General features: G+C 68.5%; 21 protein-coding genes and 1 tRNA gene. 13 read left to right on the top strand and 9 right to left on the bottom strand.

The genetic code is table 11. The annotated features are described in order from the left end of the window. Window positions 1–106: 106 nt before the first annotated feature. From AC3WTD_RS14685 to AC3WTD_RS14665, 5 genes are all read right to left on the bottom strand, one after another. Entirely contained in the window at window positions 107–394 is a 288-nt protein-coding gene (locus AC3WTD_RS14685) for a sigma factor (protein ID WP_027493925.1), read from the bottom strand. A 56-nt stretch (window positions 395–450) separates the two neighbouring features. After that, on the bottom strand, window positions 451–1,404 hold the full coding sequence (locus AC3WTD_RS14680; protein WP_492614225.1) for an aspartyl/asparaginyl beta-hydroxylase domain-containing protein: 954 nt from the start codon (window positions 1,402–1,404) through the stop codon (window positions 451–453). A 262-nt stretch (window positions 1,405–1,666) separates the two neighbouring features. Continuing rightward, complete coding sequence (locus AC3WTD_RS14675; RefSeq protein ID WP_492614224.1) at window positions 1,667–3,049, bottom strand: PhoH family protein; 1,383 nt, start codon at window positions 3,047–3,049, stop codon at window positions 1,667–1,669. A 64-nt stretch (window positions 3,050–3,113) separates the two neighbouring features. Next, window positions 3,114–3,575, bottom strand: a complete 462-nt coding sequence (locus tag AC3WTD_RS14670) for a peroxiredoxin (protein WP_027493922.1) — start codon at window positions 3,573–3,575, stop codon at window positions 3,114–3,116. A 144-nt stretch (window positions 3,576–3,719) separates the two neighbouring features. Then, window positions 3,720–4,295, bottom strand: coding sequence for a glycine cleavage system transcriptional repressor (locus AC3WTD_RS14665; protein ID WP_027493921.1), 576 nt, complete (start codon window positions 4,293–4,295; stop codon window positions 3,720–3,722). A 126-nt stretch (window positions 4,296–4,421) separates the two neighbouring features. Here AC3WTD_RS14665 and dapA point away from each other — a divergent pair, with 126 nt between their 5' ends. Together dapA and AC3WTD_RS14655 are read left to right on the top strand one after the other, a co-directional pair. Further along, window positions 4,422–5,318, top strand: coding sequence for a 4-hydroxy-tetrahydrodipicolinate synthase (gene dapA / locus AC3WTD_RS14660; protein WP_027493920.1), 897 nt, complete (start codon window positions 4,422–4,424; stop codon window positions 5,316–5,318). A gap of 33 nt (window positions 5,319–5,351) precedes the next feature. Continuing rightward, window positions 5,352–5,942 (top strand): hypothetical protein, encoded by a 591-nt coding sequence (locus tag AC3WTD_RS14655; RefSeq protein WP_492614223.1) that lies wholly within the window; start codon window positions 5,352–5,354, stop codon window positions 5,940–5,942. 71 nt (window positions 5,943–6,013) lie between these two features. Here the strand turns inward: AC3WTD_RS14655 and fdxA are convergent, their stop codons facing one another. Both fdxA and AC3WTD_RS14645 read right to left on the bottom strand, forming a co-directional pair. Continuing rightward, a complete protein-coding gene (fdxA, locus tag AC3WTD_RS14650) occupies window positions 6,014–6,337 on the bottom strand; it encodes a ferredoxin FdxA (protein ID WP_027493918.1) in 324 nt (107 codons plus the stop codon). Between the two features lie 246 nt (window positions 6,338–6,583). Further along, window positions 6,584–6,659: transfer RNA gene (locus AC3WTD_RS14645), tRNA-Glu, on the bottom strand. Between the two features lie 192 nt (window positions 6,660–6,851). Here AC3WTD_RS14645 and pcnB point away from each other — a divergent pair. The 5 genes from pcnB to panD all read left to right on the top strand — a co-directional run bounded on the left by pcnB (window position 6,852) and on the right by panD (window position 10,913). Continuing rightward, window positions 6,852–8,198, top strand: a complete 1,347-nt coding sequence (gene pcnB / locus AC3WTD_RS14640; RefSeq protein ID WP_027493917.1) for a polynucleotide adenylyltransferase PcnB — start codon at window positions 6,852–6,854, stop codon at window positions 8,196–8,198. Then, window positions 8,195–8,674: a 2-amino-4-hydroxy-6-hydroxymethyldihydropteridine diphosphokinase gene (gene folK / locus AC3WTD_RS14635; protein ID WP_235642309.1), complete on the top strand. Its 480-nt coding sequence runs from the start codon at window positions 8,195–8,197 to the stop codon at window positions 8,672–8,674. Before pcnB ends, folK begins: the two co-directional genes overlap by 4 nt. Window positions 8,675–8,726: 52 nt before the next feature. Then, window positions 8,727–9,557, top strand: a complete 831-nt coding sequence (panB, locus tag AC3WTD_RS14630) for a 3-methyl-2-oxobutanoate hydroxymethyltransferase (RefSeq protein WP_492614222.1) — start codon at window positions 8,727–8,729, stop codon at window positions 9,555–9,557. A gap of 18 nt (window positions 9,558–9,575) precedes the next feature. Next, window positions 9,576–10,421, top strand: a complete 846-nt coding sequence (gene panC / locus AC3WTD_RS14625; protein ID WP_492614221.1) for a pantoate--beta-alanine ligase — start codon at window positions 9,576–9,578, stop codon at window positions 10,419–10,421. A gap of 99 nt (window positions 10,422–10,520) precedes the next feature. Then, window positions 10,521–10,913, top strand: a complete 393-nt coding sequence (gene panD, locus AC3WTD_RS14620; RefSeq protein ID WP_027493914.1) for an aspartate 1-decarboxylase — start codon at window positions 10,521–10,523, stop codon at window positions 10,911–10,913. A gap of 4 nt (window positions 10,914–10,917) precedes the next feature. Here panD and queG read toward each other — a convergent pair whose 3' ends face one another. Then, a complete protein-coding gene (gene queG / locus AC3WTD_RS14615) occupies window positions 10,918–12,015 on the bottom strand; it encodes a tRNA epoxyqueuosine(34) reductase QueG (RefSeq protein ID WP_492614220.1) in 1,098 nt (365 codons plus the stop codon). Window positions 12,016–12,030: 15 nt separating this feature from the next. On the opposite strand from queG, the gene AC3WTD_RS14610 reads away from it, so the two are divergent. The 5 genes from AC3WTD_RS14610 to AC3WTD_RS14590 all read left to right on the top strand — a co-directional run bounded on the left by AC3WTD_RS14610 (window position 12,031) and on the right by AC3WTD_RS14590 (window position 18,491). Next, window positions 12,031–13,530, top strand: a complete 1,500-nt coding sequence (locus tag AC3WTD_RS14610) for an NAD(P)H-hydrate dehydratase (protein WP_492614219.1) — start codon at window positions 12,031–12,033, stop codon at window positions 13,528–13,530. Further along, on the top strand, window positions 13,523–14,002 hold the full coding sequence (gene tsaE / locus AC3WTD_RS14605; protein WP_235642305.1) for a tRNA (adenosine(37)-N6)-threonylcarbamoyltransferase complex ATPase subunit type 1 TsaE: 480 nt from the start codon (window positions 13,523–13,525) through the stop codon (window positions 14,000–14,002). The genes AC3WTD_RS14610 and tsaE overlap by 8 nt, the downstream gene beginning before the upstream one ends. 164 nt (window positions 14,003–14,166) lie before the next feature. Next, entirely contained in the window at window positions 14,167–15,678 is a 1,512-nt protein-coding gene (locus tag AC3WTD_RS14600) for an N-acetylmuramoyl-L-alanine amidase (RefSeq protein ID WP_027493911.1), read from the top strand. Between the two features lie 49 nt (window positions 15,679–15,727). Continuing rightward, on the top strand, window positions 15,728–17,554 hold the full coding sequence (gene mutL / locus AC3WTD_RS14595; RefSeq protein ID WP_492614218.1) for a DNA mismatch repair endonuclease MutL: 1,827 nt from the start codon (window positions 15,728–15,730) through the stop codon (window positions 17,552–17,554). Window positions 17,555–17,585: 31 nt separating this feature from the next. Further along, window positions 17,586–18,491, top strand: a complete 906-nt coding sequence (locus tag AC3WTD_RS14590) for a DUF1684 domain-containing protein (protein ID WP_027493909.1) — start codon at window positions 17,586–17,588, stop codon at window positions 18,489–18,491. A 40-nt stretch (window positions 18,492–18,531) separates the two neighbouring features. On the opposite strand, the gene AC3WTD_RS14585 is transcribed toward AC3WTD_RS14590, so the two are convergent. Further along, on the bottom strand, window positions 18,532–19,314 hold the full coding sequence (locus AC3WTD_RS14585; RefSeq protein WP_027493908.1) for an enoyl-CoA hydratase/isomerase family protein: 783 nt from the start codon (window positions 19,312–19,314) through the stop codon (window positions 18,532–18,534). 154 nt (window positions 19,315–19,468) lie between these two features. Here AC3WTD_RS14585 and bamJ point away from each other — a divergent pair, with 154 nt between their 5' ends. Continuing rightward, window positions 19,469–20,203, top strand: coding sequence for a BamJ family beta-barrel-assembly machinery protein (gene bamJ / locus AC3WTD_RS14580; protein WP_492614217.1), 735 nt, complete (start codon window positions 19,469–19,471; stop codon window positions 20,201–20,203). Window positions 20,204–20,213 lie beyond the last annotated feature (10 nt).

Raw genomic sequence — 20,213 nt, 5'->3', positions numbered from 1 at the left:
GCTCAAGGTCATCGCCAGCTTCCTGCCACCGCTACCCGATAACGCCAAAATCCACCCACACTGATCCGCGAAGACCCTTTTTTTTGAGGCTCAGCCGGAGTCGCTGCTATCCGCGCGTCGGTGCTTCGCCGGTTGATAGCTGCCCGGCTCCGCGCGCGACGGGATGGCGACGCGGTTCCAGCTGTTGATCACGATCACCGCCTGGCGCGATGCGCGTGGTCACGGTGACCAGCCACGCCTCCGGGTCGTCCAGTGCCTGGACATCCTGCGCATGCCAGCGCAGCCAGGCGTCGTGCAGCACGTCCCCGGCGTCGCCGGGCGCGCCGAGCATGCGGTAGGCCAGGCCGGACGGGCGCTGGCGGTGTTGCTGGAACGGGGCGGTTTGCGGGTCCATGGGGCGCTCCGGGGGGGGGCCGGCCAGGACGCACCGCCATCGTGAAACGTGAAGGCTCAGCGAAACAGCGGCCAGGGCGCCAGGAAAACCAGCCACATCAGCAGCAGGATGCCGGCGTACTTGCCGGCCTTGTACAGCTTCCGGTGCCGCCGCTTGAACGCCGCCTTCCAATGGTGCATGGCGCCCTTGCGCTGGCTCCATGCGTACAGGCGGTTGACGAAGCCGGTCTTCTCGGTGCCGGCGTCGCTGTTGGGCGAGGCGGTGATCTTGCCCATGAACGCGCCCACGCGGTGGTTGATCGCGCTCATCCAGGACGTGCGCAGCGGGCGCTCCACGTCGGCGAACAGGATCACCCGGGTCTGGTCGGTCTTGTTCTCCACCCAGTGCACGTAGGTCTCGTCGAACACCACGTCCTTGCCGTCGCCCCAGGCGTGTTCCTCGCCGTCGACGAGGATGCGGCAGTCGCGCGAGTTCGGCGTGATCAGGCCCAGGTGGTAGCGCAGCGAGCCAGCGAACGGATCGCGATGCGGGTTGAGTTTGCTGTTCGGCGCCAGCGTGGCGAACATCGCCGCCTTGATGCCGGGAATGGCATTGAGCAGCTCCACCGTCTTCGGACACAGCGCCTCGGCCGAGGCCAGCGGCTCGCCGTACCACTTCAGGTAGAAGCGCTTCCAGCCCTGCTTGATGAAGCTGTTGAAGCTGGCGTCGTCGTTCTTCGTGGTGCCGCGGATGTGACCGGCTTCGGTCAGCTGCAACGCCTCATCGCGGATGGTCTGCCAGTTCGCCTGCAGCAGGTCCAGCTCGGGAAAGCCGCGGCGATCGAGAATCGGCTTGGCCGGCACCGCCGAGAACGCGTACATCAGCAGGTTGTACGGCGCGAACACCGCCGAGTGGTCGACCAGTTGGCGGTCGAAACGCAGCCGCATGCGGCCGCGCAGGTGCACCAGCAGCACGCACAGCACGAACAGGGCGAACAGGACCAGCAGGATCAGGCGGGGAGTGAGGACCATGGCGAGGCGCGCGGCGGAAGGCTATCGAGAGCTGCATTCTACCCGGATGCGGTGCCCGGGCTTCGACCGCGCACGATCCCTTTCATCCCTGCGGCGCGAAGATCGCCTGCGCCAACGAAAAAACAGCGACGTCATTCCCGCGAAAACGGGAATCCACTTTGGTCTTGCGAAACAGCCACATGGATTCCGCTTTCGCGGGAATGACGAACTGGGGGCTTTACGCTTTCCCCGATTCCCGATTCCCGATTCCCGATTCCCGGCCCTACAGCGCCTCCGCCGCGAAATCCGCCAACCGCGAACGCTCGCCGCGACGCAAGGTGACGTGCGCCGAATGCTCCCAGTTCTTGAAGCGGTCCACCGCGTAGGTGAGGCCGGAGGTGGTCTCGGTGAGGTAGGGCGTGTCGATCTGCTCGACGTTGCCGAGGCAGACGATCTTGGTGCCCGGGCCGGCGCGGGTGATCAGCGTCTTCATCTGCTTCGGGGTGAGGTTCTGTGCCTCGTCGATGATCAGGTAGCGGCTGAGGAAGGTGCGCCCGCGCATGAAATTGAGCGAGCGGATCTTGATGCGCGAGGCGAGCAGGTCGTTGGTGGCCTGGCGGCCCCAGCTGCCGCCGTCTTCGGGGTTGGCCAGCACTTCGAGGTTGTCGGTGAGCGCGCCCATCCACGGTGTCATCTTCTCTTCCTCGGTACCGGGCAGGAAGCCGATGTCTTCGCCCACCGAAACGGTGGCGCGGGTCATGATGATCTCGCGGTAGCGCTGCTGGTCCATCACCTGGGCCAGTCCGGCAGCCAGCGCCAGCAGGGTCTTGCCGGTGCCGGCGTTGCCGAGCAGGGTGATGAAGTCGATGTCCGGATCCATCAGCGCGTTGAGCGCGAAGTTCTGCTCGCGGTTGCGCGCGCCGATGCCCCACACGTGGTGGTTGGCGTGCGAGTGGTCGTCCAGCAGCACCAGCGTGGCGCCGGCCTCGTCCAGGTGCAGCACGCGCAGCTCGATCGCGTTCTCGCCGGGCAGGTACAGGCATTCGTTCGGGTACCAGGTTTCCTCGTCGCGCCGCTTCACCTCGTAGAACGTGCGGCCGCGCTCGGTCCACGAGCGCACCTCCGGATGCAGCTCCCAGAAATCCTCCGGCAACGCGGTCGAGCCGGTGTAGAGCAGGGAGAAATCGTCCAGTGCGCGATCGTTTTCGTAATCCTCGGCGACCAGCCCGTTGATGCTGGCCTTGATCCTGAGGTTGATGTCCTTGGTGACCAGGATGACGTCGCGGCCCGGGCTCTGGTCGCGCAGCTCGATCACCGCCGCCAGGATCTGGTTGTCCGCCTTGGCGTGGCCGTTGCTGCTGGTGCGGTGCTGGAAGTACAGCCGGCCGACCGAGGTGCCGCGCTTGAGCTTGACGCCCTGCGGGTTGCTCAGTTCCAGACCGTCGGCGAGGTCGTGCTGCTTGCCGCGCTCGATCAGCTCGTTGAGGAAGCGGCTGGCCTGGCGGCCGTTGCGCGAGACTTCCGAGGCGCCTTTTTTCTTTTCGTCCAGTTCCTCCAGCACGGTCATCGGGATGAAGACGTCGTGTTCCTCGAAGCGGAACAGCGAGGTCGGGTCATGCAGCAGGACGTTGGTGTCGAGAGCGTAGATGCGCTTGCTTCCGGTCATGCGGAAGTGTCCTCGCTGGTGGGTGGAGGGAGCTTGCGGGCAGCCGTCATGGAGGGTGACGCGGTCAACGGGCGGGGATGGCGTCGAGCACGACCTGGGCGTGGCCCGGCACCTTCACGCCGCGCCACTCGCGCGCCAGCTTGCCGTCGGGGTCGATCAGGAAGGTGCTGCGCACGATGCCCAGGTGGCGCTTGCCGTACAGCACCTTCTCGTGGATCACGTCGAATGCGCGGCACCAGGTTTCGTCGGCGTCGGATACCAGCGGGAACGGCAGTTCCTGCTTTGCGGCGAAGTTGGCGTGCGACTTCGGCGAATCGCGCGAGACGCCGACGATCTGCGCATGGCGCTTGCGGAAGGCGGGATAGAGGTCGCGGAAATCCTTCGCCTCACTGGTGCAGCCCGGGGTGGAGTCCTTGGGGTAGAAGTACAGCACCACCCACTGGCCTTTGAGATCGGCGAGCTTCAGGACGCTGTCGTCGCCAGTGGAGCCGCTGAGGGCAGGAGCCTTCTTTCCGATGTCTGGCATGGTCTCTCCGGAAACCCGACGGGGGTTTCGCCTGTGTGCGTGGCAGAGACTAGCGCGATGACCGTGACGGAGACAGCCTTGTCAGCCCTGTCGCGCAGGAGGCATCCTAGGAACCCCGATGGCATGTTTTTGCCGTCGCCGCTCCTAGAACTTCACCGGATCCATGATCGCGTCCAGGTTCAGGCCGTCGCACAGTTCCAGGAAGTCGTCGCGCAGCGCGGCGATGTGGATCTCCGCCGGGATGCCGATGGTGAACTGGGCCTGGAACATCTCCGCCCCGGTCTGCATGGCCTGGTAGCGAGTGGAGTTCAGCTGTTCCACGCTGATACCGTGCTGGCTGAAGAAATCCACGATGCGCGCCACGATGCCGGGGCGGTCCGCGGCCACCACCTCCACCAGGTAGGGCAGCAGGTGCGAGCTGTTCTGGCGCGGGCCGGTGCGGTAATGCACCAGGTGCATGCTCTCGTCGCGGCTCAGCTTGGCCAGCGCAGTTTCCAGCTTGGCCAGCGCGTCCCACGCACCGGTGGCCAGCAGCATCAGCGAGACTTCCGTGCCGATGGTGGACACGCGCGACTCGGACAGGTTGCAGCCGGCATCCGCAATGCGCCGGGCCAGCGCCAGCAGCGGCGACCTGTTGGTCGCGGTGAGCGCGTGGATCAGCAACTGGTTGTCGTTGCCCGAGCGCGTGGCGGCGGGGGAGGGGCCGGGTGAAGGTTTCAAGGAAGTCTGCCTGTGGACGTCAGCCCGCGCGGTGCGGGGCCATGAGACTACTCCGGTCGAGCTTACTTGCCCGCCTCGCGAGGCGGCAAGTAACATGACCAGCTTGCCTTGTAGCGGAATCGTGTCTTGAACATTCGCGGAAGCATCTGCGCACTGGCCACTCCGTTCGCGGCCGATGGTGCACTCGACCTGGATGCGTTCGGCCGGCTGATTGATTACCAGCTTGCCGGCGGCACCGAGGCGCTGGTGGTGGCCGGTTCCACTGGCGAGTCGCACATGCTGGAGCCCGACGAGTTCGACCGCCTGCTGGCGTTCGCGCTCCAGCGCGTGGCCGGGCGGGTGCCGGTGATCGCCGGCACCGGGGAGGCCGGCACCGCCAAGACGGTGGCGCTGACCCGCCGCGCGCAGGCGCTTGGTGCTGACGCGGCGCTGGTGGTGACGCCGTATTACGTGCGACCGACCCAGGAAGGCCTGCGCCGGCATTTCCTGGAAGTGGCCGAGCACGGCGGCCTGCCGGTGCTGCTGTACAACGTGCCGACCCGCACCGGCTGCGACCTGCTGCCGGCGACCGTCGCCGTGCTGCGCGAGCACCCGGCGATCGTCGGCGTCAAGGAGGCGCGCGGCGATCGCGAGCGGATCCTGGCGCTGGCGGAACTTGTGCGCGAGGATTTCGTCTACCTGTCCGGCGACGACGACAGTGCCGGCGAGGCGATGCTGGCCGGTGCGGCCGGCACCATCTCGGTGGTGGCCAACCTGGTGCCGCAGGCGTTCCGCGCCTTGTGCGATGCCGCTGTCGCCGGCGACCGGGTAGCGACGGCGCGCTGCCATGGCGCGCTGGAGCCGCTGCTGCAGGCGCTCAATTGCGCGCCCAACCCGATTGCGGTCAAGGCCGGCCTGCCTGTGCTGGGACTGGGCCTGGCGCAGCCGAGGTTGCCGCTGGTGGAATTGAACGACGGTCCGGATCGCGCCCGATTGCACCAAGCGCTGTCCACTCTGGCATCCTTGGCGACTGTGGCCGGTTGACGGTTGCCCGACTTACTCACGGAATCCGCTTATATGAAGAAAACCTCGCTCCTCATGGCCCTGCCGGTCGTCGCCCTCGCTGGCCTGCTGCTTTCCGGTTGCGGCGTGTTCCGCTCGCACAAGGCGTGGGACAAGGCCGTGCAGGAAGCTCCACTGGAGATCCCGCCGAGCCTCGACCGGCCGTCGACCAGCGAAGCGCTGGTGATCCCGTCGCCGGGCGCGAACCTGCCGACCGCCAACGGCGCCACTGCGCGGGTCAGTTCGGCCGGTGGCCAGATCAGTGACGGCTTCGTGCTGGCCGACAGCGTCGACAATGCCTACCGTCGGGTCGGCCAGGTGCTGGAGAGCGGCAGCCTGGGCGAGCTGGCCGGTCACGACGATGCCACGCACAGTTACACGCTGAATGTTTCCGACTCCATGGTACAGCCGAAGAAGAAGGGCTTCTTCGGTCGCCTGTTCGGGCGCGACAAGGGCGATTCCGCGGCCGCGCCGGGTGCCAACTCGCACCAGGTGCAGATCAGCATCAACGACGGCGGCACGGCGTCGAGCGAAGTACGTGCCGAAGGCAACGCCACGGCCGTGGGCAAGGTGATCGACGCGTTGAAATCGCGCCTGGGCGGCTGATCGCCAGGGCACAAGCCCCAAAAAGAACGCCGCCCCCGGGCGGCGTTCTTTTTGGGATGGACGGACGGGTTTCAGCGCTGCAGCAGCTTGAGCTTGTCCGGCCTGCCTTCCCAGTCCTTGGCGTCGGGCAGGGCATCCTTGCGTTCGGTGATCACCGGCCAGCTCTTGGCCAGCTCGGCATTCAGCGCCACGAATTCCTCCTGGCCGACCGGCACGTCGTCTTCCGGATAGATCGCATTGATCGGGCATTCCGGTTCGCACAGCGTGCAGTCGATGCACTCGTCGGGGTCGATTGCCAGGAAATTGGGGCCTTCATGGAAGGCATCGACCGGGCAGACCTCGACGCAGTCGGTGTACTTGCACTTGATGCAGTTGTCGATGACAACAAAAGTCATGAATTGGCCTGCTCTTCTCTCTCATGAGGACTGCGGCCATGGATGGCCGCTTCTGATCCGCGCCAGACGCAGGAGAGGTGTCGGCTGGTAGCCACCTCACCGACCACGGCGATCATGGATGATCGCACAGGCGATGAAGAGTGCGGCCAAGGATGGCCACTTTTGATCCGACCGATGACCTGATGTCTCGGGTCGTAGAGATCATCCTTCCCGATAAAGGCGATCATGGATGATCGCGCAAACAACTGGCGCTCCCTACGAGGTTCGAACTCGTGTTCCCGCCTTGAGAGGGCGGTGTCCTGGGCCACTAGACGAAGGGAGCGCTGACTTCCGAAGCGCGCTAGTATAGCGGAATTGTTTCGCCCGGCAATGCTTGGCAGCCATCGGCTTGCCCGGTCCGGGACAGGCCCGCCGGCGCAGATGTCCCGCGCCCTCAGCGGGACGGTTCGCGGTGTTGCACGCCGCGATATATTGCCACCCAAGGGCAGTTTCGCCCCGCAAGGATTCCGACCGCTTGAATCTCGAATCGAGGATCGACGCCACGCCGACGCTGCGGATCATTCCGCGCGACCAGCACATCATCTCGCGCAAGAACATCAGCAAGGCGGCGTTGCGCGTGCTGTACCGCCTCAACGAGGCCGGCTTTGCCGCCTACCTGGTCGGCGGCGCGGTGCGCGACCTGCTGCTGGGGCTGCGGCCGAAGGACTTCGACGTGGCCACCGACGCCACGCCGGACGAGGTGAAGAAGCTGTTCCGCAACTGCCGCCTGATCGGCCGCCGCTTCCGGCTGGCGCACGTGGTGTTTGGCCCGGAGATCATCGAGGTGGCCACCTTCCGCGGCACCGGCGAGGAAGGCGGCGAGGGCGACCGCCACATCGTCGACGGTCGCATCGTGCGCGACAACATCTGGGGCACGATCGAGGAGGACGCGCTGCGCCGCGACTTCCGCGTCAACGCGATGTACTACGACATCAGCGACTTCTCGGTGCGTGATTACGTCGGCGGCATGCAGGATCTCGAAGATCGCGTGCTGCGCCTGATCGGAGACCCCGACACCCGCTACCACGAGGACCCGGTGCGCATGCTGCGCGCGGCGCGGCTGGCGGCCAAGCTCGGCATGCGCATCGACGCCGCGGCGGCGGCACCGTTCGAGACGCTGGGACCGCTGCTGGCTGACGCCGCACCGGCGCGGCTGTTCGACGAGTCGCTGAAGATGTTCCTGACCGGGCACGGGCTGAAGAGCTTCCGCGTGCTGGAGCAGTGCGGCCTGCTGAAATTCCTGTTCCCGGCCACCGCGCGCGCGCTGCGGCGCGGCGACGAGGCGCTGCGTGCGCTGGTCGAGCACGGCCTGGCGAACACCGACGCGCGGATCGCCGAGGGCAAGTCGGTGACCCCGGCGTTCCTGTTCGCGGTGCTGCTGTGGGGCGAGGTGCGCGACGTGGCGCACCAGCTGATCGACCGCGGCGTCGAAGGCAATGAGGCCTGGTCGCGCGCCGCGGCGCAGGTGGTCGGCGAACAGTGCCAGCGGGTGGCGATCCCGCGCCGGTTCACCTTCACCATGGAGGAGATCTGGTCGCTGCAGCCGCGCTTCGAGCAGGTCCAGCGCAAGCGGGTGTTCCGCCTGCTGGCGCACCCGCGCTTTCGCGCCGCGTTCGATTTCCTGCTGCTGCGCGGCGATGAGTCGCCGGCGATGCGCGAGCTGGGCCAGTGGTGGGCGCATGCACAGCAGCTGCCGCCGGACGTGCTGGCCGCCGCGCTGCCGGCCGGCGGCGGCGATCTCGTGGTGGCACCGGTGGTCGGCCGGCCGCCGCGCCCGCGACGCCGGCGGCGCCGGTCGGCCGACAGGTCGGGTTCCGTGTGACCCTGGCCTACGTCGCGCTGGGCAGCAACCTCGGCAACCCGCGGCAACAGTTGCTCGACGCCATGGACGCGCTGGCGAAGCTGCCCGGCACCCGCCTGCTGCAGCGTTCGCAGCTGTACCGTACGCCGCCGTGGGGCGTGCTGGAGCAGCCGCCCTTCGTCAACGCCGCGGTGGAACTGGATACCGCGCTGTCGCCGCACGATCTGCTGGAGGCCCTGCTGGCGATCGAGCAGCGCGCCGGCCGCGTGCGCGCCGGCCGCAACGGGCCGCGCACGCTGGATCTGGATCTGCTGCACGTCGACGGCGTGCGGCTCGACGACCCGCGGCTGACCCTGCCGCATCCGCGCATGGCTGAACGGGTGTTCGTGCTGTTGCCCTTGCGCGATATTGCGCCCACGCTGCAGCCGTCGGGCCAGGCCACGGTGGCGGAACTGCTTGCCCGCCTCGATCCGACCGGTTGTGAACGCGTGGCTTGAGCCGGCACGGTGGCACGCCGGATAATCGACGCCCCCCACTCCAGGAATTGCCGTGTACGTGCAGAACGCCAGTGTCCCCGACCGCAAGCCGGTGACCGTGCCGGGCCTGCTTGCGATGAAGGCGCAGGGACGGCGCATCGTGATGCTCACCGCCTACGACGCCAGTTTCGCCTGGCAGCTGGAGGCCGCCGGCATCGACATCGCCCTGGTCGGCGATTCGCTCGGCATGGTGATCCAGGGACATGCCAGCACGCTGCCGGTGACGCTGGAGCACATGGTCTACCACACCGCCGCGGTGGCGCGCGGGCTGTCGGCGACGATGCTGGTGGCCGACCTGCCGTTCATGGCCGACCGCGACGTGGCGCACGCACTGGAAGCCGGCGCACGACTGGTCGGCGAGGCCGGCGCTGCGATGGTGAAGATCGAAGGTGCCGCGCCGCACGTGCTGGAAGCGATTGCGGCGCTCACCGCGCGCGCGATCCCGGTTTGCGCGCATCTCGGGCTTACCCCGCAGTCGGTGCACAAGTTCGGCGGTTTCAGGATCCAGGGCCGCGAACAGGCGGCCGCCGACCGCGTGCTGGCCGAGGCGCTGGCGGTGCAGGCGGCCGGGGCCGACCTGCTGGTGATGGAAGGCGTGCCGGTCGAGCTGGGCCAGCGGGTGACCGCGGCGCTGAAGATCCCGGTGATCGGCATCGGCGCCGGCCCGCACTGCGACGGCCAGGTGCTGGTGATCCACGACCTGCTCGGCATCACCCCAGGCAAGCGGCCGAAGTTCAGCAAGGATTTCCTGGCCGGGCGCGGTTCGGTCGGCGCGGCGATCGCCGCCTACGCCGAGGACGTGCGCAGCGGCGCCTTCCCGGCCCCCGAGCATTGCTTCAACTGACCTGAGCGAGCCTGCCCCATGCAGACCGTACAAGACGTCCCGGCACTGCGTGCCGCGATCCGTGGCTGGCGCGCGCAGGGTCAGACGGTGGGCTTCGTGCCGACCATGGGCAACCTGCATGCGGGCCACCAGTCGCTGATCAAGCTGGCGCGCGCGCGCGCCGAGCGGGTGGTGGCCAGCGTGTTCGTCAACCCCACCCAGTTCGGCCCGAACGAGGATTACGACCGCTACCCGCGCACCCTGGTGCAGGATCAGGCTTCGTTGGCCGAGCAGGGCTGCGACCTGCTGTTTGCGCCGGACGTGGCCACGATGTATCCGTTCGGCCCCGCACACAGCGTCAGCATGCGCGTGCCGCAGATCACCGACACGCTGGAGGGCGCGTACCGCCCCGGGCACTTCGACGGCATGGTCACCGTGGTGTGCAAGCTGTTCAACCTGGTGCAGCCGGACGTGGCGGTGTTCGGGCAGAAGGATTTCCAGCAGCTGAAGGTGGTCGAGCGGATGGTGCGCGACCTGGGGCTGCCGGTGAAGGTGGTGGCCGCGCCGATCCTGCGCACCGACGACGGGCTGGCGCTGAGCTCGCGCAACCAGTACCTGGCCCCCCAGGAGCGCGCACGTGCGCCGCTGCTCCACGACACCCTGCAGAAGATGCGCGAGCTGCTGGCGCAGGGCCATCCGTGGCAGGCGATCGAGCAGACCGCCGCCGCACGCCTCGAGCGTGCCGGCTTCGTTCCCGACTACGTGGTGATCCGCCGTGCCGAGGATCTGGCCGAACCGGCGGAGGGCGAGCGCGAAGGGCTGCTGGCGCTGGTCGCGGCCCGCCTAGGCAACACCCGGCTGATCGATAACTTGCGCTTCGACTGAGTCGGCCGCATATCGGGTCCGCGGCGCCGATGTTGCGGCGCAGCGCCATCGGTTCGATAATCGCCGACTTTGCAGGCTGTCCCTGCGGGAAAGAACGTCATGCACCTGAACATGTTCAAGGCCAAGATCCACCGCGCCACGGTGACCCACGCCGAGCTGGACTACGAAGGCTCGATCGCGATCGACGGTCTGCTGCTGGATGCCGCGGGCATCCGCGAGTACGAGCAGATCCACGCCTGGAACGTCAACAGCGGCCAGCGCTTCGTCACCTACGCGCTGCGCGCCGAGGAAGGCTCGGGCATCATCTCGGTCAACGGCAGCGCTGCGCGCAGCGCCCAGGTTGGCGACATCATGATCATCGCGGCCTTTGCCCAGTTGAGCGAGGCGGAGCTGGAGACGTTCCAGCCGACCTGCGTGTACATCGCCGCCGGCGAAGGCAACCGCATCAGCCACACCAATCGATCGATCCCGAAGCAGATGGCCGCCGCCTGATCGTTCAGCCGCGCTGCTTCGCCAGCGCCCACGCCACGTGCTCGCGCACGATCGCCGACGAGTGATCGGCGCGGGCTTCGAGCGCCTCGATCGCCGCAGCCGACTTCGGTGCGTTGCCCAGCGCCACCGCGATGTTGCGCAGCCAGCCTTCGTAGCCGGTGCGGCGGATCGCCATGCCTTCGGTGCGCTTGAGGAATTCGCCCTCGCTCCACGCGAACAACTCGACCAGCTTCGCGCCGTCCAGGCTGTGCCGCGGCGCGAAGTCCGGCTCGGTGGCGACCTGCGCGAACTTGTTCCACGGGCAGACCAGCTGGCAGTCGTCGCAACCGAAGATGCGGTTGCCCATCGGCGTGCGCAGCTCTTCGGGAATGCTGCCCTTCAGCTCGATCGTGAGGTACGAGATGCAGCGTTTGGCGTCGAGCTGGTATGGCCCGGCGATCGCCTGGGTCGGGCACACCTCGATGCAGCGCGTGCACGTGCCGCAGTGCGCGCTGGCCGGTTCGTCCAGCGGCAGCGGCAGGTCGGTGTACAGCTCGCCGAGGAAGAAGTACGAGCCGGCATGGCGGTTGATCAGCACGGTGTGCTTGCCGATCCAGCCCAGCCCCGCGTTGCGCGCCAGCGCCTTCTCCAGCACCGGCGCGGAATCGACGTAGGCGCGATAGCCGAAGTCGCCGACCACGCCGTGGATGCGCTCGGCCAGCTTCTGCAGGCGGCCACGCATCAGCTTGTGGTAGTCGCGCCCCAGCGCGTAGCGCGACACGTAGCCGGCCTCGGCATCGCCCAGCACGTCCCAGGCGTTCGCGGTACCGGGCGGGATGTAGTCCATGCGTACCGAGATCACGCGCTGCGTGCCTGGTTCCAGCTCGGCCGGGCGGGTGCGTCTGGTGCCGTGGCGGGCCATGTATTCCATCTCGCCGTGATGGCCGCCGTCGAGCCAGCGCTGCAGATGCTGTTCGTCTTCGCCGAGGTCGATGTCACTGATGGCGGCATCGGCAAAGCCCAGCTCGATCGCCCAGCGCTTGATGTCGCGGGCGAGCGTGGCGTAGTCGGGTGAGGCGGATGAAGCGGGGTCAGGCATCCGCCTATTGTAGAGGCGGTGCATGCCTATAATCCGCGCATGCCCGCCCACCCGTACAGCCGCAATCTGCATACCGTCGAACAGTTGCGCGTGATGGAGCGCGCGGCGCTGGCGGCGCTGGGCATTTCCGGCCCCGGGCTGATGCGCCGTGCGGCCAGCACCGCGCTGAACAGCCTGCGCCGGCATTGGCCGCAACTGCAGCACATCTGCATCCACTGCGGCCCCGGCAACAACGGCGGTGACGGTTTCCTGCTCGGCGTGCTGGCGCGCGAGGCCGGGTTGCGGGTCGAGCTGGTGACGTTGACGGCTGCTTCGCACGGCGACGCTGCGGCGGCGCGTGCGGCGTGGGAGTCGGCTGGCGGGCGAGTGCGGTTGTGGGATGTGCACAGCGAGTTGCCCGACGCCGAGCTGCACGTCGATGCGCTGTACGGCATCGGCCTCAATCGCGCGCCGGAACTGGCAGCGGCGCGGCTGATCGAGGCGATCAACGACAGCGGCCACCCGGTGCTGGCGCTAGACGTGCCCAGCGGGCTCGATGCGGATACCGGCAACTGTCCCGGCGCGGCGATTCGCGCGGACGTCACGGTGACCTTCATCGCCGGCAAGCGCGGGCTGCATACCGGGCGTGCGGCCGACCAGGCCGGTGCGCTCGAGCTGGCCACCCTGGGCGTGCCGGACAGCGTGTACGTCGATGCGCTGCCCGATGCGCAGCTGCTGATCGCCGAGGCGTTGCCGCTGCGTGCCCGCTACGCGAACAAGGGCAACTACGGCCACGTGCTGGTGATCGGCGGCGAGCACGGCATGGCCGGCGCGGCGCGCCTGGCCGGCGAGTCGGCGCTGCGTGCCGGCGCCGGCCTGGTCAGCGTGGCGACCCGGGCCGGACATGTGTCGGCACTGAACGCCGCACGGCCGGAGCTGATGGCGCACGGCGTCGACGGGCCACAGGCGCTGCTGCCGCTACTCGAACGGGCCAGCGTGCTGGCGCTGGGGCCGGGCCTGGGGCAGGCCGCCTGGGGCCATGCGCTGTGGCTCACCGCGCTGGATGCGGGCAAACCGCTGGTGCTCGATGCCGATGGGCTGAACCTGCTGGCGCGCGAGCCGCGCCGCTTCGGCGCACCGACGGTGCTGACGCCGCATCCCGGCGAGGCGGCGCGACTGCTCGGGGTGGCCGCCGCCAGCGTGGAGCGGGACCGTTTCGCCGCCGCGCGCGAACTGGCGCGGCGCCACGATGCGGTCGTCGTGCTGAAGGGCGCCGGCAGCCTGATCGCCGATCCGGATGGACGTCTGGACGTCTGTCCGTGGGGCAACCCTGGCATGGCCTCGGGCGGCATGGGCGACCTGCTCACCGGCATCGTGGCGGGCCTGCTGGCGCAGGGTTGCAGCGCATGGCAGGCCGCCTGCCTTGGCACGGGCCTGCATGCGCGGGCCGGCGATCGCGCCGCGCAGCAGGGCGAGCGCGGCCTGCTGGCCAGCGACCTGCTGGCTCATCTGCGGGCACTCGGCAACGGCATGACGGGCTATGAGCGTGAGCATGATTGAGCCAACCGATACCGACCTGGCCTGCGCGTTGCCGGACGAGGCGGCCACGGCATCGCTGGCTGCGCGTCTGGCCGGCGTGCTGGAGGAGGGCATGGTGGTGTACCTGCACGGCCCACTGGGCGCCGGCAAGACCAGCTTCGCGCGCGCGCTGCTGACCGCGCTGGGGGTGGGCGAGCGGGTCAAGAGCCCCACCTACAGCCTGATCGAGGGTTATGCGACGCGGGACCGCCCGGCCTGGCACCTGGATCTGTACCGGATCGCCGGCCCCGGCGAGCTGGAGTGGCTGGGCCTCGATGCGTTGGCCGAGCCGAGCGCGCTGGTGCTGGTGGAGTGGCCCGAACGTGGCGCCGGCGCCCTGCCGGCGGCGGACCTCGAAGTGCGCCTGGGCTACGCCGGCCAAGGTCGCCACGCGTCGCTGCGTGCGCTGACCGCACGCGGCAAACGGTGGCTGGCGCGGCTGGCCAAGTACTGATTTCCTTTGAGAATTGCTGGCTTGGCGATTGTGGCGAGCAGCTGTCCGGCGGGCGCGGTTTGCGGTCCATAACTTGATACGACCTGATGAAAGGTCTGCAGGTCATGGATATTCAAGGGAAAACTATCTTGCATTCGGCGCCTGGCTGCGTTTCAATGCGGCCCATGCGGGCCAACCTGAACAAGCTGGGTGGATTCGTCGCCGCCGCGATCCTGGCGGCCGCGCCGCTGTGCGCGGCCCAGGCGGCGGATCTGAAGGCTGCGCGGGTCTGGGCCGGCCCCGAATACACCCGCGTGGTGCTGGATGCCACCGGCCCGCTGCATTACACGATCAGCCAGAAGGACGGCCAGGTCGTGGTCGACCTGAGCGAAAGCCGGGTAGCTCACGGGTTTTCCGATCCGGCCGCGCAGGGTCTGTACCGGGGCATGAGCCATACCCGTATCGGCGACAACCTGCAGCTGACCGCCAGGGTTGCTCCGGCCAGCCGGCTGAAAACCTTCGAGCTGAAGCCGGCCAGCGGTTCGAACTACCGCCTGGTGCTGGACCTGTATCCCGCCCGCGAGGGTACCGATACTGGTGTGGCCAGCGCGCCCGCGGCCACGCCCAAGGCCGCTCCGGCGAAGGTCATCGCGGCGCCCGCGCCATCGCAGTACAGCAACCCCACGCACAGCCGCCGGGTCGCGGCCGAGCATGCGGCGGCCCTGCTCAACGGCCAGCGCCAGGTGGTGGTGGCGATCGACGCCGGCCACGGCGGCAAGGACCCCGGTTCGCACGGCCCCGGCGGCACGCTGGAGAAGAACGTCACCCTGGCGGTGGCGCGCGAACTGGCGGCGCAGATCAATCGCCAGCCCGGCATGAAGGCGGTACTGACCCGCAGCAGCGACTTCTTCATCCCGCTGGCGCAGCGTTACCGGATCGCCCGCGAGCACAATGCGGACCTGTTCGTGTCGATCCATGCCGATGCCTTCACCCGCGACGACGCCAGGGGCTCGTCGGTGTGGGTGCTGTCGCCGCGCGGCAAAACCAGCGAGGCGGCGCGCTGGCTGGCCGACCGCGAGAACCGCGCCGACCTGATCGGCGGCACCACGCTGGATGACAAGGATGACAGCCTGGCCAAGGTGCTGCTGGACATGCAGCAGGGCTGGGCGATGCAGGCCAGCGACGTGGTCGCCGGCAACGTGCTGAAGGCGTTGTCCCAGCTCGGGCCGCCCCACCGCGGCTATGTCGAGCGCGCGAACTTCGTGGTGCTGCGCTCGCCCGACGTGCCGTCGATCCTGGTCGAGACCGCGTTCATCAGCAATCCGGCCGAGGAGCGCAAGCTGCGCGACCCGACACACCAGAAGCGGCTGGCCGAAGCGGTGATGGGCGGCGTGCGGAATTATTTCGAATCCACGCCGCCGCCCGGCACCTGGTTCGCGGCCGAGGCGGCGCGCCGCAATGGCGTGCAGCTGGCGTCCGCTGCCGGGTCCGGCGACGGCGAGGCGGTGGCGTCGGCCGATCGGTCTGCGCCTCGCGCGCAGGCGGCTGCGCACGACGTGCACAAGGTCGGGCGCGGCGAGAGCCTGAGCAGCATCGCCAAGCAGTATGGCGTGAGCGTAGGCGCGCTGAAAAACGCGAACCAGATCAACAGCAACACGGTCCGCGCCGGCACCACGCTGACCATTCCCGCCGGCTGATCCCGGCGCCGTCGGCGGCCTGGCGGACGTTCGCTGCTAAAGTTCGCGGATGACCGTCATCCGCCCGCTTCCCCCCGAGCTCATCAACCAGATCGCCGCCGGCGAGGTGATCGAGCGCCCGTCCTCGGTGGTCAAGGAGCTGGTCGAGAACAGCCTCGACGCCGGCGCCGCGCGCGTCGAGGTGGAGATCGAGGCCGGCGGCGCGCGGCTGATCCGCGTGCGCGACGACGGCGACGGCATCCATGCCGACGAACTGCCGCTGGCGGTCGCCTCGCATGCGACCAGCAAGATCGGCAGCTTCGACGACCTGGAACACGTCGCCAGCATGGGCTTCCGCGGCGAGGCATTGGCTTCGGTGTCGTCGGTGGCGCGCTTTGCATTGACCTCGCGTGCACGCGGCCAGGACGCCGCGTTCCGCATCGAGGTGGACGGCGGCAGGCTGCAGACGGCGCGCCCGGCGCAGCATCCGCAGGGCACCAGCGTCGAGGTGCGCGACCTGTTCTACAACGTGCCGGCGCGCAAGAAGTTCATGCGCGCCGAGCGCACCGAGTTCGCGCACATCGACGACCTGCTGAAATCGCTGGCGCTGGCGCGAAGCACGGTGGAATTCCGGCTCAGCCACAACGGCAAGCCGGTGCGCATCTGGAAGGCGGCGCGCGATGAGCAGGCGCAGTTGCAGCGGGTGGCCGAGGTGCTGGGCGAGGATTTCCCCGCGCAGAGCCTGCGCATCGACCACGCCGCGGCGGGCCTGCACCTGTCCGGCTGGGTCGGCCTGCCCACCGCGTCGCGGGCGCAGGCCGATGCGCAGTATTTCTACGTCAACGGCCGGCTGGTGCGCGACCGCATCGTCGCCCACGCGGTGCGCCAGGCCTACGCCGACGTGCTGTTCCACGGCCGCTACGCCGCCTTCGTGCTGTACCTGGAACTCGATCCGGCGGGGGTCGACGTGAACGTGCACCCGGCCAAGCACGAGGTGCGCTTCCGCGAGCAGCGGCTGGTGCACGATTTTCTGTTTCGCACCCTGCACGAGGTGCTGGCGCAGACGCGCGCGGGGCAGGTGGCGTCGTCCGCGCAGGCGGAGGACGGCCATCTGCCCCTGGCTGCCACCAGTGCCTCGGCGCCGCCCGCCACGCCGGTCGTCGCCGCGTCGTCGGCATGGCTCGGCCGCGCCGGGCAGAGCCGGCTGGCGCTGGGCGTGCGCGATGCGCCGCTGGCCGACTACGCCGCGCTGCTGGGTGAGTCGCCGCGCGCGGCGGCGGGCGTGCCGATGCCGGCAGCCGACGACGCCGAATCGCCGCCGCTGGGCTATGCCATCGCGCAGCTGAAGAACATCTATGTGCTGGCCGAAAATGCGCAAGGCCTGGTGCTGGTCGACATGCACGCGGCGCACGAGCGGATCACCTACGAGAAGCTGAAGTCCGGCCGCGCCTGCAGCAACTTGCGCTCGCAGCTGCTGCTGGTGCCGCTGTCGATCGCGGTCAGCGCGAAGGAAGCGGCGGCCGCCGAGGAGCATGCCGAGGCCTTGGCCGAGTGGGGCCTTGAGTTGTCGCGCAGCGGCCCGGCGACGATTGTGGTGCGACGTATCCCCGCGCTGCTGGAAGGCGCCGACGTGGCCCAGCTCAGCCGCGACGTGCTATCCGAACTGGCTCAGCACGGCAGCTCGCGCCGTCTGCAGGAACTGGAGAACGAACTGCTCTCCACCATGGCCTGCCATGGCTCGGTGCGTGCAGGACGCCGCCTGACGCTTCCGGAGATGAACGCGCTGCTGCGCGAGATGGAGGCGACCGAACGCTCCGGACAATGCAATCATGGACGTCCGACCTGGGTCCAGCTGGGCCTGGCCGAACTCGACAAATTGTTCATGCGCGGCCGTTGACGCGTCAAAAAGTTTCTGGGGGGAGATGTTGATGATACGTACCAGTCTGTTTGTTGCCGCCGCCATCCTGGGAGTCACCACCGTGCAAGCCACCGACATCGACAGTTACAAGCACAGCATCGAGCAGTGGCAGGCCGGTCGCGTCGCGCGGCTGACCGCGCCGGACGGCTGGCTGAGCCTGGTCGGGCTGGAATGGCTGAAGCAGGGCGCGAACCGCGTCGGCAGCGCCGCCGGCAACGACATCGTGCTGGGCGTCGGACCCGCGCATCTGGGCGTGGTCACGCTGGAGCGCGATGGCAGCATGCGCATCGCGCTGGACCAGCACAGCGGGGCCACGATCGACGGCAAGGCCGTTGCCGAAGCGCCGCTGGTGGACGACGCGCACGTTGCCGGCGACGCCGCCCCGACGCGGGTGGCATTCGGCAGCGCGAGCTTCTACGTAATCGACCGCGACGGCCGCAAGGGGCTGCGGGTGAAAGATACGGAAGCACCGTCGCGCAAGCACTTCGCTGGCGTCGACGCGTTTGCGATCGACCCGTCGTGGCGGATCGAGGCGACCTGGGTGCCGGCGCCGCCCGGCGAAACACTGGAGATGGGCACGGTCATCGGCACCATCGACAGGTACCCGGTGCCGGGCAAGCTCGAGTTCAGCCGCGACGGCAAGCATTTCGAGATCCTGCCGGTGATCGAGGAAGCGGGTGCCGCGCAGTACTTCATCGTGTTCGCCGATCGCACCAGCGGCAAGGAAACCTATGGTGCCGCGCGCTTCCTGTACATCGACCCGCCGCAGGACGGCAAGGTCGTGCTGGATTTCAACAAGGCCTACAACCCGCCGTGCGCGTTCACGTCGTTCGCCACCTGTCCGCTGGCGCCGCCGGAAAACCGGCTGGACCTGCGCGTGACCGCCGGCGAGAAGAAGTACGCCGGCGCGCATTGACCGTCGGCGGCGGGCGCCGTTCCCCGATTGCCGGAAGCGGTCAGGCGCCTTTGAACACCGCCTTGCGCTTTTCCAGGAACGCGCCGGTGCCTTCACGCATGTCCGCGGTGGAGAACACCAGCGCGAAACCCTGTGTCTCGAATTCCAGGCCCTGGTCGATGGCGTTCTCGCCACCTTGCAGCACCGCATCGAGGATGCCGGCGGCAGCCAGCGGCGCGGCGGCGGCGAGCTGGTCGGCCAGCGTGTTCACGGTTTCGTCCAGCGCCTCGGGCGCCACCACGCGATTGACGATGCCCAGCTCGTACGCACGCTGCGCACCGATCGGCGCGCCGGTCAGGCACAGCTCCAGCGCGGCGCCGCGGCCGGCCAGGCGCAGCAGGCGCTGGGTGCCGCCGAAGCCGGGGATCAGGCCGAGGTTGATCTCCGGCTGGCCGAGCTTCGCCTTCTCGCTGGCCACGCGCAGGTGGCAGGCCATCGCCAGCTCCATGCCGCCACCCAGTGCGAAGCCCTGGATGCGCGCGATCACCGGCTTGCCGAGCCGCTCGATCGACGCCATCAGGCGCTGCCCGGCGCGCGAGAAGCCTCGCGCCTGCACCGGCGTGTAACCGCTCATCTCGGCGATGTCGGCACCGGCGACAAACGCCTTCTCGCCGGCGCCGGTCAGCACCACCACGCGCACCGCGTCGTCCTGCGCGGCTTGCGCGAACACCAGGCTCAGCTCGTTGAGCGTGTCGCGGTTCAGCGCGTTGAGCTTGTCTGGTCGGTTGACCACGATGGTGCGGACGGCGCCGCGGTTGCTGATTTCCAGATTGCGATAGGCCATGGATCGGCTCCTGATGGGTGCAGGTCCGCGATGGTAGCAGCGGGAACCTTTGCCGCCGCAGGGTTTCTCAAGCCACGAGCGCCGTCGCTGCACGAATCGCGCGAACCGCTTAGGATGATTCATCAGGATCGACTGTCCGATAGGGAAAGGCCCGGTGGAGAAAGGCATCACACATCTGCATTGCGGGTTGCTCGGCGCAGCGCTGTTGCTGGGCGGTGCGGCCCATGCGCAGAGTGCCGCGTCGTCGCTGGCGACCAAGCCGGACAAGGCCAAGCTGTCGTACGCGATCGGCTACCAGATCGGCAGCCAGTTCGCCGACGGCAAGCCCGACGTGGAGATCCCGGTGCTGGTGCAGGCGATCCAGGATGCCTACGCCAAACGCCGTCCCAGCGTGTCGCTGCAAGACATGCACCAGCAGCTGCAGCGGCTCGACCAGCAGATGCATGCCGATGCGCTGGGCGAGTTCAAGCGGGTCGCCGCCGCCAACGCGCGCAAGAGCGTGCAGTACATGGCGCAGAACCGGCAGCGCCCCGGCGTCGTGCAGCTGCCGTCGGGCATCCAGTACGCGGTGCTCAGCGCGGGCAGCGGCGCGGTCAGCCCCACGGTAACCAGCACGGTCACCGTGAACTACCGCGGCATGCTGGTGGACGGTACCGAATTCGACAGCACCTGGGCGCACGGCGCGCCGGTCAGCTTCACCGTCGACAAGGTGATCCGCGGCTGGCAGGACGTGATCCCGCGCATGCACGTGGGCGATCGCTGGAAGGTGGTGATCCCGCCGCAACTGGCGTACGGCGAAACTGGCGCGCTGCCGCGGATCGGCCCGAACGAGGCATTGGTGTTCGAGATCGAACTGCTCGCGATCAAGCCTGATTCCGGCCAGCCGTAGCTGCCTCGGT

The sequence above is a fragment of the Rhodanobacter sp. FW106-PBR-R2A-1-15 genome, from assembly GCF_058789735.1.
The sequence above is the reverse complement of the archived record's forward strand: the minus strand, read 5'-3'. Positions and strand labels throughout refer to the sequence as shown.

Coding starts and splice junctions, on each gene's coding strand:
- AC3WTD_RS14685 (WP_027493925.1), bottom strand. CDS start 394: ATGGACCCGCAAACCGCCCCGTTCCAGCAACACCGCCAGCGCCCGTCC.
- AC3WTD_RS14680 (WP_492614225.1), bottom strand. CDS start 1,404: ATGGTCCTCACTCCCCGCCTGATCCTGCTGGTCCTGTTCGCCCTGTTC.
- AC3WTD_RS14675 (WP_492614224.1), bottom strand. CDS start 3,049: ATGACCGGAAGCAAGCGCATCTACGCTCTCGACACCAACGTCCTGCTG.
- AC3WTD_RS14670 (WP_027493922.1), bottom strand. CDS start 3,575: ATGCCAGACATCGGAAAGAAGGCTCCTGCCCTCAGCGGCTCCACTGGC.
- AC3WTD_RS14655 (WP_492614223.1), top strand. CDS start 5,352: ATGAAGAAAACCTCGCTCCTCATGGCCCTGCCGGTCGTCGCCCTCGCT.
- fdxA (WP_027493918.1), bottom strand. CDS start 6,337: ATGACTTTTGTTGTCATCGACAACTGCATCAAGTGCAAGTACACCGAC.
- panC (WP_492614221.1), top strand. CDS start 9,576: ATGCAGACCGTACAAGACGTCCCGGCACTGCGTGCCGCGATCCGTGGC.
- panD (WP_027493914.1), top strand. CDS start 10,521: ATGCACCTGAACATGTTCAAGGCCAAGATCCACCGCGCCACGGTGACC.
- queG (WP_492614220.1), bottom strand. CDS start 12,015: ATGCACCGCCTCTACAATAGGCGGATGCCTGACCCCGCTTCATCCGCC.
- AC3WTD_RS14610 (WP_492614219.1), top strand. CDS start 12,031: ATGCCCGCCCACCCGTACAGCCGCAATCTGCATACCGTCGAACAGTTG.
- tsaE (WP_235642305.1), top strand. CDS start 13,523: ATGATTGAGCCAACCGATACCGACCTGGCCTGCGCGTTGCCGGACGAG.
- AC3WTD_RS14600 (WP_027493911.1), top strand. CDS start 14,167: ATGCGGGCCAACCTGAACAAGCTGGGTGGATTCGTCGCCGCCGCGATC.
- mutL (WP_492614218.1), top strand. CDS start 15,728: ATGACCGTCATCCGCCCGCTTCCCCCCGAGCTCATCAACCAGATCGCC.
- AC3WTD_RS14590 (WP_027493909.1), top strand. CDS start 17,586: ATGATACGTACCAGTCTGTTTGTTGCCGCCGCCATCCTGGGAGTCACC.
- AC3WTD_RS14585 (WP_027493908.1), bottom strand. CDS start 19,314: ATGGCCTATCGCAATCTGGAAATCAGCAACCGCGGCGCCGTCCGCACC.